The sequence below is a fragment of the Amycolatopsis sp. 505 genome (assembly GCF_031625235.1).
Classification (GTDB): domain Bacteria; phylum Actinomycetota; class Actinomycetes; order Mycobacteriales; family Pseudonocardiaceae; genus Amycolatopsis.
Window position 1 is genome coordinate 51,974 of record NZ_JACKQP010000004.1, and the last position, 14,012, is coordinate 65,985.

General features: G+C 73.3%; 12 protein-coding genes. 4 read left to right on the plus strand and 8 right to left on the minus strand.

Annotation, left to right across the window (positions count from 1 at the left end):
• Positions 1-14: 14 nt before the first annotated feature.
• From H5965_RS16100 to H5965_RS16110, 3 genes are read right to left on the minus strand one after another with little or no spacing between them, the layout of a single operon-like run.
• Positions 15-1,250: an FAD/NAD(P)-binding oxidoreductase gene (locus H5965_RS16100; RefSeq protein ID WP_310970677.1), complete on the minus strand. Its 1,236-nt coding sequence runs from the start codon at positions 1,248-1,250 to the stop codon at positions 15-17.
• Positions 1,247-2,059 carry a ferredoxin gene (locus H5965_RS16105; RefSeq protein ID WP_310970678.1) on the minus strand — a complete coding sequence of 271 codons (813 nt, stop codon included), beginning with the start codon at positions 2,057-2,059 and terminating at the stop codon, positions 1,247-1,249. Before H5965_RS16105 ends, H5965_RS16100 begins: the two co-directional genes overlap by 4 nt.
• Before the next feature lie 8 nt (positions 2,060-2,067).
• Positions 2,068-2,736: a DUF4142 domain-containing protein gene (locus H5965_RS16110; RefSeq protein ID WP_310970680.1), complete on the minus strand. Its 669-nt coding sequence runs from the start codon at positions 2,734-2,736 to the stop codon at positions 2,068-2,070.
• A 248-nt stretch (positions 2,737-2,984) separates the two neighbouring features.
• On the opposite strand from H5965_RS16110, the gene H5965_RS16115 reads away from it, so the two are divergent.
• Genes H5965_RS16115 through H5965_RS16125 form a run of 3 tightly spaced genes read left to right on the plus strand, consistent with a single transcriptional unit; the run spans position 2,985 to position 6,911 of the window.
• Positions 2,985-3,563, plus strand: a complete 579-nt coding sequence (locus H5965_RS16115; RefSeq protein WP_310970682.1) for a sigma-70 family RNA polymerase sigma factor — start codon at positions 2,985-2,987, stop codon at positions 3,561-3,563.
• A complete protein-coding gene (locus tag H5965_RS16120) occupies positions 3,560-4,027 on the plus strand; it encodes a hypothetical protein (RefSeq protein ID WP_310970683.1) in 468 nt (155 codons plus the stop codon). The genes H5965_RS16115 and H5965_RS16120 overlap by 4 nt, the downstream gene beginning before the upstream one ends.
• Positions 4,028-4,058: 31 nt before the next feature.
• On the plus strand, positions 4,059-6,911 hold the full coding sequence (locus H5965_RS16125) for an AAA family ATPase (RefSeq protein ID WP_310970684.1): 2,853 nt from the start codon (positions 4,059-4,061) through the stop codon (positions 6,909-6,911).
• Positions 6,912-6,917: 6 nt separating this feature from the next.
• Here H5965_RS16125 and H5965_RS16130 read toward each other — a convergent pair whose 3' ends face one another.
• From H5965_RS16130 to H5965_RS16150, 5 genes are all read right to left on the minus strand, one after another.
• On the minus strand, positions 6,918-8,159 hold the full coding sequence (locus H5965_RS16130; RefSeq protein ID WP_310970685.1) for an SLC13 family permease: 1,242 nt from the start codon (positions 8,157-8,159) through the stop codon (positions 6,918-6,920).
• 470 nt (positions 8,160-8,629) lie between these two features.
• Positions 8,630-10,372, minus strand: coding sequence for a hypothetical protein (locus H5965_RS16135; RefSeq protein ID WP_310970686.1), 1,743 nt, complete (start codon positions 10,370-10,372; stop codon positions 8,630-8,632).
• A gap of 184 nt (positions 10,373-10,556) precedes the next feature.
• Entirely contained in the window at positions 10,557-11,690 is a 1,134-nt protein-coding gene (locus tag H5965_RS16140; protein ID WP_310970688.1) for a bifunctional RNase H/acid phosphatase, read from the minus strand.
• Positions 11,687-12,424 (minus strand): C4-type zinc ribbon domain-containing protein, encoded by a 738-nt coding sequence (locus H5965_RS16145; RefSeq protein WP_310970690.1) that lies wholly within the window; start codon positions 12,422-12,424, stop codon positions 11,687-11,689. The genes H5965_RS16140 and H5965_RS16145 overlap by 4 nt, the downstream gene beginning before the upstream one ends.
• 10 nt (positions 12,425-12,434) lie before the next feature.
• Positions 12,435-13,265 carry a Nif3-like dinuclear metal center hexameric protein gene (locus H5965_RS16150; protein WP_310970692.1) on the minus strand — a complete coding sequence of 277 codons (831 nt, stop codon included), beginning with the start codon at positions 13,263-13,265 and terminating at the stop codon, positions 12,435-12,437.
• A gap of 31 nt (positions 13,266-13,296) precedes the next feature.
• Between H5965_RS16150 and H5965_RS16155 the strand changes: the two genes are divergently transcribed.
• Entirely contained in the window at positions 13,297-13,863 is a 567-nt protein-coding gene (locus tag H5965_RS16155) for a chorismate mutase (RefSeq protein WP_310970694.1), read from the plus strand.
• Positions 13,864-14,012 lie beyond the last annotated feature (149 nt).

Genomic DNA, 14,012 nt, shown 5'->3' on the forward strand with positions numbered 1-14,012 from the left:
TAGCCCAGCGCGGCTCAGTGACCGGCCACCGCCTCGCTGCGGCGGCGGGGCCGGGCCGGGGGCGGGGACTCGGCGGGCGCCGGGTGCTGGCGGGCCAGTTCCGCGGTCCAGTGCAGGACGGCGGCCGGGCTGTCGAGGCCGATCAGGCCGACGAGCCGGCCCTGGCGGACGAAGCCGGTGATCGGCCGGGTGCCCGGGACCGGGGACTCCAGCAGCACCGTGTCGGTGGCCAGCGACGGCCGGCCGGCGACCTGGATCCGGACGCCGTGCTGCTCGGACCAGTAGCGCGGCACCGGCGTGTAGGCCGGGGCCCCCTGCGGCCCGGCCAGGAGGTTCTCGGCGGCCGCGCGGCTCATCTCCACGGCGTTGAGCCAGTGCTCCTCCCGGTGCGGTGCGCTGTCGAAGCGGAGGTTGGGCCAGCGGGCGACGTCGCCGGCCGCGACGATCGTCGACGAGCCGACCACGTGGCAGGTCGGCGCGCAGACGACGCCGTCGTCGAGCGGCAGCTTGGCGCCGCGCAGCCAGGACACCGCCGGAACGCTGCCGACCGCGACCACGACGCAGGCGGCCTCGAGGGCGCGGCCGTCGGCGAACTCGAGACCGACGTGCGTGGGCGCGGGCCGCCAGCGGCGGATCGTGGTGCCGAGTTCGAGGTGGACGCCGCGGGCGGTGTGCAGCGCCGTGAGCCAGTCGCCGATGTCGGGCCCGAGGACGTCGGCCAGGAGGGCGCGCTGCCGTCCGAAGAGGACGACCTCGCGGTTCATCTCGCGCAGGCTGGAGGCGACTTCGCAGCCGATGAAGCCATCGCCGATCACGGCGACCGGGCCCGGGTTGGAGGCGAGGGCGCGCTGGAGGGCGATCGTGTCGGAGAGGGTGCGGACGACGACCACGCGCGGGTGGCCGTGCGGCGCGCCGGGCATCCGGCGCGGTTCGACGCCGGTGGCGACGATCAGGCCGTCGTAGTGGAGTTCTTCGTCGCGGAGGTGGACGACCTGGCGGTTCGGCGAGAGCCCGGTGACCGGCGTGCCGAAGCGCCATTCGGCGTCGACCTCCAGGGGGTCGGCGAGCAGCGTGTCGGCGCGGCTGACCGCCCCGGTGAGCAGCTGCTTGGACAGCGCGGGGCGGTGGTAGGCGATGTCGGGTTCGGCGCCGAGGACGACGACTTCGCCGTCGAACCCGAGTTCGCGCAGCCGTTCGGCCGCGCGCAGGCCGGCCAGGCCGGCTCCGGCGATGACGATGCGTTCGCTCATCGGGTGGCTCCCAACAGGTGGATGGCTCTCATGGGGCAGGCGCGCGCGGCGGCCTGGACGTTCGGGACGAGCTGGGCTTCCGGGCGCCTCTCGTAGGCGAGCTGCCCGTCCTGGCCGAGCTGGAAGACCTGGGGCGCTTCGGACTGGCAGACCCCGTAGGCGTGACAGCGCTGGCTGTCGACGTCGACGCGCACGGTGGCCGGCTCCGGGCCGTCCCCCGCGGGCGGCCGCGCGACCAGGCCCACGCGGGCCAGCGCCTCGGCGGGCAGCACGCGCAGCACCGACAGCAGCACCGGCGGGACGAGCAGCGTGATGCCGGCCAGCCAGACGACGGCGAGGTGCCCGCTCGCGATGGCGCCGAGCCACGCGTGCACGGCGAGCAGGCCGATGGCGAGGTACCCCACCTGGTGGAACCGCAGCCAGCGGCCTTCGCGGGTGCCGCGGCGCAGGGCCGCGGTCACCGACACGGCGATGACGAGCTCGAGGCCGGCGATGCCCAGCGCGTGCCGGGGCGTGCCGTCGTAGAAGGGCAGGAGGAGGTCGGCGACGCCGAGCGGGTCGTCCTCCAGGAAGAGGAAGGTCAGCCCGTGCAGGGTGCCGGTGGCGAGGGTGAACGCGGCGAGCACGACGTGCCCGGTGCGGATCGCGTCCTGGCCGCTGAACCGGCGGACCCAGCCGGTCGCGGCGAGGACGCCCCAGCACAGCGTCAGGCACATGCAGAGGTAGGTGAGGCGGCCGGACAGCGTGGCGGCCTCGGCGATCCCGGTGTCGTGCGGCGACACCGGGATCAGCGCGGCGTGGGGGGACATGGAGCGGCTTACCTCCGGGGGCGCGGCGAGGTCCTGCCGGGGGTTCCGAGCAGGCGGAGCAGGCCGAACGTGGCGACGGCGGCGAGGGCCACGAGAACGGCACCGGCGGCGATGGCGCCGCCGCCGAGGGTGTCGTCCTCGGTGGCGGAGACGAGCAGGGACGTGGTTTCGGCGAGCCCGGTGCTCTCGAGCAGGGTCAGGTGCCCGAGCGAGGTGTCGACGGCGGTCTGGGCGAACGCGCGGACGTCGTCGTCGCGGGTGCCCGCGCGGACGTCGGAGGCGAGCCCGAAGAGCGTGCCGTACTCGGCGCGGAGGCGGTTGACGTAGGCGCGGTCGAACGTGTCGCCGGAGTCGGCGGCGATCTCGTCGGCCCAGCCGCGCTCCCGGTCGGTCGGCTCCCCCGGAAGGGTGACGGCGAGCCGGTCGGCGACGGCGCGCAGGGCGACGTCGAGGCGGGCCTGGTCGTCGGCGATGCGGACGGCGACGGCGCGCACGCGGCGGTTGGTGGCCCGCTCGACGGCGAGCCTGCTCGACGGCACGGCCCACAGCGTGTGCTGCTTGAGCCGGGTCAGCAGGGCGCGGTCGGACTGCTGCAGTTCCCCGGCCGACGCCGGCCCGGCACAGCCCAGCACGAGCGCGGCCACGGCGGCCAGCAACGCCACGAATCGGAGCGGCATCCCCGTTGTCCCTTCGCAAAGGAGTCCTCATCTCCTGGTACGGCGCGCGGATGTGATCCGGTTCTCTCCGTCACCTTTTAGTGACCTGTGACCTGTATCACAAGACACATTGTGAACCGGCCGGTGGTGACACTCGCCGACGCTGCATCGAATTGAGCCGTGAAACTGATGCATATGGCCTATTAAGTGATTTTGCGCTACGCTCCGATGACCCTACGGTCCGCCAGTCAGGTGAGGTTGCGAGCTTTATGGAAGCAGCAGGAAGAGAAAGTCGCGGCCAGGTCGGCTACGCGTCGTCCGCGACAGCGGTCGACACCGGCCCCGCGGCGGGGGACGACCTCGTCCCGCTGCTCTACAAAGACTTCCGCGCCACCCTGTTTGCGCAGGTCCTGGCCCTGACCAACCATGATCGCCAGTGGACCGAAGACGTGGTGCAGGAGACCATGATCCGGGCCTGGCAGCACTCCGCGACGCTCGAACGCGAGCCCGGAATGCTGCGCGGATGGCTGCTCACGGTGGCCCGGCGGATCGTCATCGACGGCTGGAGGAATCGCCGCGTCCGCCCGCAGGAGGTCGCTCTGGAGATCCCGGAAAACGCCGAGTCCACGGACCGCACGGACAGCTCGTTAGCGGCGCTAACGATTACTCGGGCATTGCGGGAACTGGACGCCAAATATCAGTCGGTCATCTACGAGACTTATCTCGCGGGAAATACCGTTCGGCAGGCGGCGGAAATTCTCGGAATTCCCGAGGGAACTGTCAAATCGCGGTTGTACACGGCGATGCGGCAATTGCGAAAAGCGCTCGGGGAAGTGGCGATCCGATGAGCGGGCGGAAGGGGGACACCGCGGCCTACGGGCTCGGTGTCCACGACGATCCGGAAGAGTTCGAAGCCCACTTGCGGAGCTGCGCCCGCTGCCGGGGCCGGGTCGCCGGGTTCACCCCGGTGGCCGGCGCGCTGGCCGAAGCCGTGCGGCTGGGCTACCTGCCGCCGGGCGACGGGGCGGCCCGGCGCCGGAAGTCGGCGGGCTCGGCGGCCCTGCGGGGGCCCGCGGCCGGCCCGCTCCTGCTGCTGGCGCTCGGCGTGGCCGCAACGAATCTTGCGGGGGTCCGGGTGGCAGAGCCCCCGGCCCGCGGCGAAGCCGCGGATGTCACCGCCCTCTGCGCGCACCGGCCGGTGGTCGGGAAGATCCGGTTCGCAAGCCCTGCGTCCATCGTCTCCCCTGGTCAGGTCGTCGCCGGTACCGGCCGCGCACCGCGGTCTCTCCCGTGGTCGGCCGGTTTCCAGTAGTCTGCCCCAACCCAACATGAAAGTCCTTACGGTGGATACCGAAGTAAATCCCGAGCACCCCGCCAGCGGGGCTTCGGTACCGAAGCGTCCCGCCCCGCGGCTCCCCGGCCGCGAGCCCGAGCTCGGCCGCCTGACCGGTCTCTTCCCGGCCGTCCTGGGCGGCACGGCCGCCAACGCGGTGCTGGCCGGGGAGTTCGGCATGGGCAAGAGCGCCACCCTGCGGACCACCGCGGCGCTGGCCGCGGACGCGGGCTTCACCATCGCGACGGCCACCGGGTCGCGGCTGGAGAGTCACCTGGCCGGCGGGGTCGTCCGGCAGCTGGCCGACGCGCTCGAGGAGCCGGGTGCGCCTCCGCGCCCGCCCGTCGCCGAGCTATGCGGCGCGGCCGGCGAGAGCGAAGCGCTCGACCTCTTCTTCCGGATCGTCCGCGACGCCACCGACCGCGGTCCGCTGTTCCTCGGCATCGACAATATCCACCTGGCCGACGCCTGGTCCATGCGGTGCCTGGCCTACCTCCGCAGCCGCGTGCTCGACCTGCCGGTGCTGGTCGTCCTGACGTCGGTCGTCGGCTACCCGCAGCACCGCGAGGTCGCGCTGCTGGACATGGTGGGGAGCACCCCGCTCACGGTCACGCTGAACGGCCTCGGCGACGCGGCCGCGGCGGAGGTCCTCGGCCTCGCCCCCGGCGAGCTGGCCTCCGCCTGCCGCGAGGCGACCGGCGGCAACCCGGTGCTGCTGCAGGCGCTGCGGCCGCGGCTGCTGCCCGGCGCGGACCCGCACGAGCTCGGCTCGTCGCTGATCGGGCAGGTGCTCACCACGCGGGTGCAGGAGTTCCCGCACGCGCCCGCCATCCTGCACGCGGCAGCGATCCTCGGCGAGGACGCCGGCTTCGACCTGCTGGCCCGGCTGGCCGGCGTCGACGAGCTCGACGCGCTGCAGGCGATCGACACCCTCGTCCGGCTGCACGTGCTGACCAACAGCGATCAGCCGACGCTCACCTACTCCTTCGTCCGCAACTCCCTGCTCAAGGACATGCCGCACACGACGCGGGCGGTCAACCACTCACGGGCGGCGAAGCTGCTGACCGAGGCGGGGGCGCTGCCCGAGCGCGTGGCCGCCCACCTGCTGGAAGCGCCGTCGATCCGGATCCCGTGGGCGGTGGACGTGCTGCGGCTGAGCGCGCGCGACGCCGTGTTCTCCGGACGGCCCGAGCTGGCCGCGCGGCACCTGCGCCGGGCGCTGGAGGAGCGGCTGACGTCCGGGCGCCGGATGGCCGTGCTGCTGCAGCTCGCGCACGCGGAGTTCCAGTTCGACCCGCCCGCCGCGGCGAAGCGGGTGCGGGAAGCCGTCGACACGGTCGGCAACCGCGAGACGGCCGCGTACATCGCCACCGCGATGCTGCTGTCGCTGTGCGGCGGCCAGGACGCCCGGCTCGGGATCAGCGCGGCGGGCCAGATCGCGGCGCGGCTCGACGCGGGCGGCCCGGACGCGGTGTGGCCGCTGCTGTGCATGACCTACCTCGCCGAGGCCGGCAGCCGGCTCGGCCCGCCCCCGGAGTTCCGCGACTTCGAGGAGCAGTGGGCGCCGCTGACCGACCCGGCGGCCCAGCGGAGCCGCTCGGCGCTGCTGGCGCTGGACGCGGTCCGCAGCGGCGAGTCGGCGCAGGACGCCATCGGTCACTTCGCCGACGCGCTGAGCCAAGCCGGGGCTTCGCCGCAGGCCGAGGGCGCCGCCACCCGGAGCCCCCGAGGGGTGGCGGGCGACGACGGCGACCTGTTCGAGCAGCACTACTTCTTCACGCTGGCCACGGCGGTGCTCGCGGACGAGCCGGCCCACGTCGACCGGCTGTGCCGGGTCCTCGACGTCGAGCGCGAGCCCTGGGACGTCCACGTGCCGCACGGCGCGCTCCCCACCCTGGCCCGCGGGATCGCCCTGCAAGCCAGCGGCGACCTGCAGCGCGCGAGCGTCCACTTCGAGTCGTTGCTGCGCCGCTTCGACGAGCGCGGCGCGACGACGACGTGCCCGGTCGGCGTCCTGTGCGCGGCGAAGCTCGTCGAATGCTGGGTGGACCTGGGCCGGTTCGAGGCGGCGACGTCCCTGCTGGACCGGATGGACTTCGTCGCCAGCCAGGGCCTGTTCACGCATACGTACCTGCTCTACGCGCGCGGCCGCCTGCGCGTCGCGACGGGGTACACGCGCTTCGGGTTCGAGGACCTGCTGAGCTGTGGCCGCCGCCTGGCGCACCACGGCATGCGGTTCCCGGGGTTCGTGCCGTGGCGGGCCCACGCGGCGCGCGCGGCGCTGGCGCTGGGCCAGACCGACGACGCGGCCCGTCTGGCCGAAGAGGACATCAACGCGTCGGCCCGCTGGGGCGCGGCGCGGCCGCTGGGGACGGCGTTGACGACGCTGGGGCTGGTCCGGGAGGACGACGAAGCCGAGCGGGCGTTGCAGAAGGCGATCACGACGCTGCGGTCGTCCCCGGCGCGGCTGCAGCTGGCGACGGCGCTGACGGAGCTGGGGACGCTGCAGGCCCGGCACGGTCAGTCGGAGAAGGCGATCGAGACGCTGCGGCAGGCGGTGGAGCTCAGCGAGCAGTGCGGGGCGCGGCCGCTGGCCCGCCGGGCGGCGGAGGAGCTGCGCTCGGCGCGGCGGGCGCTGACGCCGGCGAAGGACAACGAGCACGGGCTGACCCGGCAGGAGAACCGGATCGCGGTGATGGCGGCGCAGGGCCTGACGAACCGCGAGATCGCGACGGCGTTGCACCTGACGCGGCGGACGGTGGAGCTGCACCTGTCCGGGGCGTACCGGAAGCTGGGGATCCCCGGGCGGGCGGAGCTCGGTGGCGCGCTGGCGAAGTCGTCCCAGCGGGTGGACGGCCGCTGAGCGCGGTCAGTTCGCGAGTCCCAGGCCCAGCCAGAGCGCGACGGTGGCCGCGGCCAGGCACAGCGGGGTCGTGAGCGCCCCGAGGACGTGGAACGTCTTGAAGGAGGGCGGCTTCGGGAGCGTCCGGCGCCAGAGCAGGGTGGCCAGGGAGCCGAGGTAGCTCGCGTTCGGGCCGATGTTGACGCCGAGCAGCACCGCCAGCAGCACGCCCGGCGCCGGGTGCGCGCCCAGCACCGACAGCAGGATCAGCGTGGCGGGCAGGTTGTTGACCAGGTTGGCCAGCAGCGCGGCCACCCCGGCGGCGATCAGGAGGTCGACCAGGCCGGTGGACGTCGGCAGGACGTCACGCAGCACGCCGCCGAGGACGTGCTCCGACACGGCCTCGACCACGACGGCCAGGCCGAGCACGAACAGGCACAGCTGCGGCGCGGCCTCGGTGACCAGCTGCCACGGCCGGATCTTGCCCTGCGCGAGCGCACGCACGCCGAGGACGAGCGCGGCCAGCGCGGCGATCCAGCCGGGTTCGACGTGCCCGAGCTGCCCGACGGCGAACCCGGCGAGCGTCAGCCCGAGGACGACGAGCGAGAAGGTCGGCGTCTCCAGGTGCTGCCGCGGTTCGGGCGTCTCGCGCGGCCGCAGGTCGGCCTTGAAGAACCGGAGGAAGACGAGCAGTTCGAGGCCGATGGTGACGAGCCACGGCAGGGCCATCAGCGCGGTGAACCCGGCGAAGGTCAGCCCGGACGCGGCGAAGGCGAGCAGGTTGGTCAGGTTGGAGACGGGCAGCAGCGTCGACGCCGAGTTGGCCAGGTGCGCGCAGGCGTAGACGTGCGGCCGCGCGGGCAGTTCGAGGCTGGTGGCGGTGGCGAGGACGACGGGGGTGAGCAGGACGACGGTGGCGTCCAGGCTGAGGATCGCGGTGACCCCGGCGGCGGCGGCGAAGGTGAGCACGAGCAGCCGCCGCGGCCGGCCGTGGCACGCCTCGGCGAGCCGGTTGCCGAGCCAGGCGAAGACGCCGTCGACACTGGCCAAAAAGGACAAAAGCAGGATAGCGGCCAGAAACCCCAGCGTGGGCAGGATTTCCACCGCCCGCTCCCCGGCGGCGGCGGGGTGCACCAGGCCGAGGAGGAGGGCAACCCCGGCAGCGGGAACGGCGGCAACGGCTTCGGGCCACCCCCGCGGCCGGACGATGGCGAAGACGAGCACACCGGCGAGGAGCAGCAGGCTGGCCGCGCCCGCGAGGAGATTCACGCGTTCACGCTAACCGCGGCCCGGTTTTGTCGGTGCCACCGGGTAGCGTGGGAAACGGGGGGCGCCCCCGCGGGCCGGAGTCCGAAGTGGACGCCGGCTGGGCTTGCGTGGCCTTGGGGCGGGCTCGATGGGGCATGGCGCGGACCTGGCGGGGCATCACGCGTGACTGGAGCGGCATCACGCGCTCGGCGGGACATCCGCGGCACTGGAGCGGCATCACGCGAACCTGAGCGCTTGGCGGGGCATCACGTGGGAGTGGAGCGGCATCACTCGGGACCGGAGCGGCGTCACGCGGGCTCCGCGGGGCATCACTTGGGACCAAGCGGTAACTCGCGTGCTTGAGGCCGGATCTCACGTGATTGGAAGCGGCGTGGTCGGCGCCGAACTCGCGAGTTCGGCGCCGACCACGCCGGTTCCGGGCTCAACCACTCCGGCCAGAGGCGCGCCGGGGACCGGCGGTGAGAGCAGGGTCAGCTGGGCATGGTGATCGTCTGGCCCGGCTTCATCGTTGCGCCGCAGTCGTCGAGGGGGCCGCCGAAGCGGTCGGCCGCCACCGCCGGGATCGTCTTCGCCGCGTAGTCCTGGGCCGCCTTCAGCTTGGCCGGGTCCGTCACCGCGTCTCGGCGGACCCAGTCTCCGTTGCGCAGGCCCTCGATCGGCGATGAATAGATCAGCACGTAGTCGCGGTCGAGGCGCGGGTCCAGTGCGATGCCGTTGCCCGCCGCCCAGGGGCCCCACGAGTGGATGAACGTCGGCTTGACCGTGTCGAACACGTAGTTGCGCAGGCCCGCCAGGTCGTTGTCGTGGACCAGGTCCGCGATCGGCTTGTTGACCAGGCCCGCCATGTCGACCAGCTCGAGCCGGCTGGTCATCGACGAACCGCCCAGGTCCGGCAGCAGCAGGGACGCCTTCTGCAGGCCCAGGATGTCCGCGTACGTGTTGAAGCCGCGGCCGAAGCGGTCGGCCACCAGGCACGCCGTGATGTTCGGGTTCTTCGCGAACTTGTCCGCCGCGGCCGCGAACCCGACCGCCGACGGGACGAACGCGCCGACCAGCACCACGACGATGCCCGCGCGCAGCAGCACCTGCCGGTGGCGCAGCAGCTCGCCGGCCGACAGCGTGCCCGCGATCACCGCCAGCGCCCAGATCGGGCTAGCGAACCGGTGCTGGTACATCCAGTCGGCGACCATCACGCCGTACGCGACGATCCCCAGCCCCAGCGGCACCAGCAGCGCGATCAGCGACCGCCGCCACGGGGCCTTGACCAGCGCGAACACGATCACCAGCGCCAACGCGATGACGCCGGCCCAGCCCGCGTAGCCGACCAGCTCGAACGGCCGCTTGACCGCGTCGAAGCCGGGCAGGCCCTGCTGCTTGGCCACCGACGGGTTGGCCAGCAGCCGGCCGAACTCCGCGTGGCGCCAGACGACGTACGCGCCGAACGGCACCGCGAACGCCGCCACCGACAGCAGGGCGAGCCGGAAGCTCTTCCAGAACAGCCCCGAGCGCAGCAGGAACAGCGCCGCCAGGGGGTACGCGCCCGCGTAGATCAGGCCTTCCGGGCGGGTCAGCGCGGCGAACGCCACCATGACCCCGGCCCAGAGCGCGACCTTGGGGGTCAGGAGCCGGTCCTTGCGCACCGCGACGAACAGCGTCACACCGAGGGTGACGACCGCGAACGCGAACAGCGAGTTCTCCAGGCCGGACACGACCCAGATGACGTACGACGGGATCGTCGCCAGGGTCAGGCCCGCGATCAGCGTGGCCAGCCACGCGAAGCGGGTGAAGATCTGCTTCGCGGCGATGTGGCAGGCCGTCAGGACGCCGCCGGTGAACAGCAGGCCCAGCGCCTTCGGGAACAGCACGTAGTCCGGGATGCCGAAGATCGCGCCGTGGTCGAACAGGCCGACGAGCTTGCCGAGGCCGAGCAGCACCATCCACGTCGGGTCGGAGAAGCCCTCGACCGGCGGCGCGCCCGGCTGCAGCACCGGGCCGAGGCCGTCGGCGAAGCTGCGGGCGTAGGAGAAGGTGATGGCGGCGTCGTCGACGATCCAGTGGCCGTACCGGGTGGCGTGCACGGCCACGGCCGCGACGCCGGCGAGCACGGCCAGCACCGGCGCCAGGCGCGCGCCCCAGCCGCGGGTGGCCGTGGTGGTGGCCGGGTCCTCGGGGACGTCGCTCGGGGAGGTCTCGGTGAGTGCGCTAGCCGTCATGTCCTCGTCACTGTTCCGCCCGCAGGCTTCTGCCGGTGGGATACGCGCGAGCTGGCGCCCCCTGACTGGGTCGATCTTCGAGACCCGCCACCGCGGCGACGCGGTCGAGACACTGTAGCCAATACCCCATCCGGGGTCCGCCACGCGTCGGCGTTGAGCGTGATCCACCCCACATTTTCGCCGGTCAGGCCAGGTGCGAGGTGTCGTTGACGAGGCGGACCGAAGCGTTCCCGTCCGGGTAGAACTCGACGATCGACAGGGACGCCAGATCCAGGTGCAGCCGGAAGAGCAGCTGCGGGCCGGCGTCGAGGCCCATCCGCAGCAGCGTCTTGATCGGCGTCACGTGGCTGACCAGCACCAACGTCTTCCCGCCGTGCTCGGCGATGAGCTCGTCGCGGGCCTTGCGGACCCGCCGGTGGACGACGTCGAAGCTCTCCCCGGCGGGCGGCGGCACCGAGCTGTCGCCGAGCCAGGAGCGGTGCAGCTCGGGGTCGCGGTCGGCCGCTTCGGCGAAGGTCAGGCCCTCCCACTCGCCGAAGTCGGTCTCGATCAGGCCGGGGTGGGTCTCGACGCGGCCGCCGAGCGCGTCGGCGACGGCCTGCGCGGTCTGCTTCGTGCGGGTCAGCGGCGAGGAGACGATCGGGACGGCCTCGCCGTCGACGACCAGGCCCTCGGTCGCGGCCAGCCGCTTCGCCGCCGCGGCGGCCTGCGCCCGGCCCAGCTCGGTGAGCGGGACGTCGCCGCGGCCGGAGTAGCGGCGCAGCGCCGACATCTCGGTCTGGCCGTGCCGGAGCAGGAGCAGCCGGGTGGGGGTGCCTTTCGCGCCCGTCCAGGCCACCGTCGCGCGGTCCGGCTTGCGGGTCGGGAGCTGGGGCTTGGCGGCGGTTCCGGGGCGCCCCGCGGCGGGCTTGCCGGTCGCCGCGTCCATGGCCTCGTTGGCCAGCCGGTCGGCGTGGGAGTTCTGCGCGCGCGGAATCCACTCGTACTTGACGCGGGAGAAGCCGGCGGCCAGCTCCTTGGCCCGCTCGGCCAGCGGCTGCATGTCCGGGTGCTTGATCTTCCAGCGCCCGGTCATCTGCTCGACCACCAGCTTCGAGTCCATCCGGACGTCCACAGTGGACGCCCCCAGCTCGGCCGCGGCGGCCAGGCCGGCGATCAGGCCGTTGTACTCGGCGACGTTGTTGGTGACCACGCCGAGGCTTTCCTTGCGCTCGGCGAGGACTTCGCCGTCGGCGTCGCGCACCACGGCGCCGTAGCCGGCCGGCCCGGGGTTGCCGCGGGAGCCGCCGTCGGCCTCGACGATGACGTGCGAGGTCACAGACCCGACTCCAGGGTCCGGACCAGGATCGCGCCGCAGTTCTCGCACTGGATGACTTCGTCCTCCGGCGCGGCCTTGATCTCGCTGACCGTGTTGCGGTCCAGCTCCAGCTGGCAGGCGCCGCAGCGGCGGGCCCGCAGCAGCGCCGCCCCGATGCCCTTGTGCTCGCGGACGCGCTCGTACAGCTTGAGCAGCGGCTCCGGGAAGCGCGGCACGAGCTTCTCGCGGTCTTCGGCGCGGCGCGCGCGGGTGGTGTCGAGGTCCTTGAACGCCTCGTCGCGGCGGGCGATCGCGGCGGCGACCTCGGCTTCGGCCTTGTCGACCTCGGCGCCGGTGCGCTGCGCGTCCAGGCCGAGGGCCTCGCGCTGCTCCATCAGCTCCAGCAGGTCGTCCTCCAGCGCGCTCTGGCGGCGCTCCAGCGACTGCAGCTCGTGCTCGATGTCGGTCATCTGCTTCGCGTTCACCGTGCCGGAGGCCAGGAGCTTGCGGTCGCGGTCCTCGCGGGCGCGCACCGACTCGATCTCCTTCTCCTGCCGGGCGATCTCGCGGTCGAGGTCGGAGGCGGCGGTCTCCACCGACACGAGCGCGTCGCGGCGCTCGCGGACGGTCTTCTCCCCCGCGTCGATCTCGGCCAGCTCGGGCAGGGTGCGACGGCGGTGCGCGGTGCGCGAGAGCTCGGCGTCCACCTTGGCGAGCTCGAGCAACTGGCGCTGCACGGCGGGTTCGGCCTTCACGGTGCTCCTCTTAGATCGATGTGCGCTCGGCGCGGACGTTCCACGGGTCGGTGCGCCGCGTGGAGACGTGAACGTCGACGTTACCCGCAAACGCCTGCGCCACGAGCGCCGAGGCTTGCCCGCACCAGGGCCACTCGCTGGCCCAGTGGGTCAGCCCGACCAGCGCGGGCACCGGGCCGCGGCCGGCGAGGTGCTCGCCGGCGGGGTGATGCCGCAGGTCGGCGGTGACGAAGGCGTCGACACCGGCCTCGGTGGCCTGCTTCAGGTAGGAGTCCCCGGCGCCGCCGGAGACGGCGACGGTGCGGATCGGGCGGTCGGCGTCGCCCGCGCCGAGCACACCGGGCACGGTCGCCGGGAGGGCGTCGGCGACGCGCTGGACGAACACCGCGAACGGCTCGGGCTCGGGCAGCTCGCCGATCCGGCCGATGCCGGTGACGCCGTCGGCTTTCGGCTCCAGGGGGCCGGTGACGCGAAGGCCGATCGCCTGCGCGAGGGCGTCCGAGACGCCAGGGTCGGCGGAGTCGGCGTTGGTGTGCGCGCAGTAGAGGGCGATGCCTTCGCGGATCATCCGGTGGACGAGCGAGCCCTTGGCGGTGTCGGCCGGGACGCCGTGCACCCCGCGCAGCAGCAGCGGGTGGTGCGCCACGATCAGCTGCGCGCCGAGCTCGACGGCTTCGTCGACGGTCTCGGCGACGGGGTCGACGCAGAACAGCACGCGGTGCACGGGTTCGGCGGGATCGCCGCAGACGAGGCCGACGGCGTCCCACGACTCGGCGAGTTCGGGCGGGTAGGCCCGTTCCAGCACGGAGATGACTTCGGAAAGGGCGGAAGGCGCGGGCACGCGGTGATTTTCGCATGTAGCGTTCCGGGTCATGCGCCTTCGGTCCTTGCTCGTCACGGTGACGGCGGTCCTCTCCGCGTCGCCGCTCTTCGCGGCCCCGGCATCGGCTTCGGAGCCGTCGTTGTGGCGGCTCACCGACCTGGCGGCCCAGCGCGTCGCGATCGCCGATCAGGTGGCGGCGGCCAAGTACGGGACGCCGTCGCCGATCGACGACCCGGTGCGGGAACAGCAGATCTACGACTCGGTGGCGTCGCGCGCCCCGGGCCTCGGCCTCGCCCCGGCGGACGCGGTGCGGTTCTTCCGCGCCCAGATCGAGGCGAACAAACTGGTGCAGCGCGGCCTCTACGCGCGTTGGGACGCGCACCCGTCGGAGGTGCCTTCGCCGCGGCCGGACCTCTCGCGGATCCGCCCGGTGATCGACGGGCTCAACACGGGGTTGCTGACGGAACTGGCGGCGACGGTGCCGGCGCGGGCCGCGCGGACGTGCCCGATCCAGCAGCTGGTGACGGCGGACGTGGTGGACGTCTTCCACCGGTTCGACGCACTGCACGTGCGGGCGCTCGCCGAGGCGACGTCGGCGACCTGCACGGCGGGTTAGGGCGCCCCGGCGGCGTCAGGGCCGCCGCGGCGCCGGGTGGGGGTCAGTTGCAGTTGCCGCAGCAGCCGCAGCCCTGACCGGTGCACTTCGAGCAGCACCCGTGCATGATCGCTCTCCTTCCGGTTCGCGTCCTCGCCCGATCGACGCTA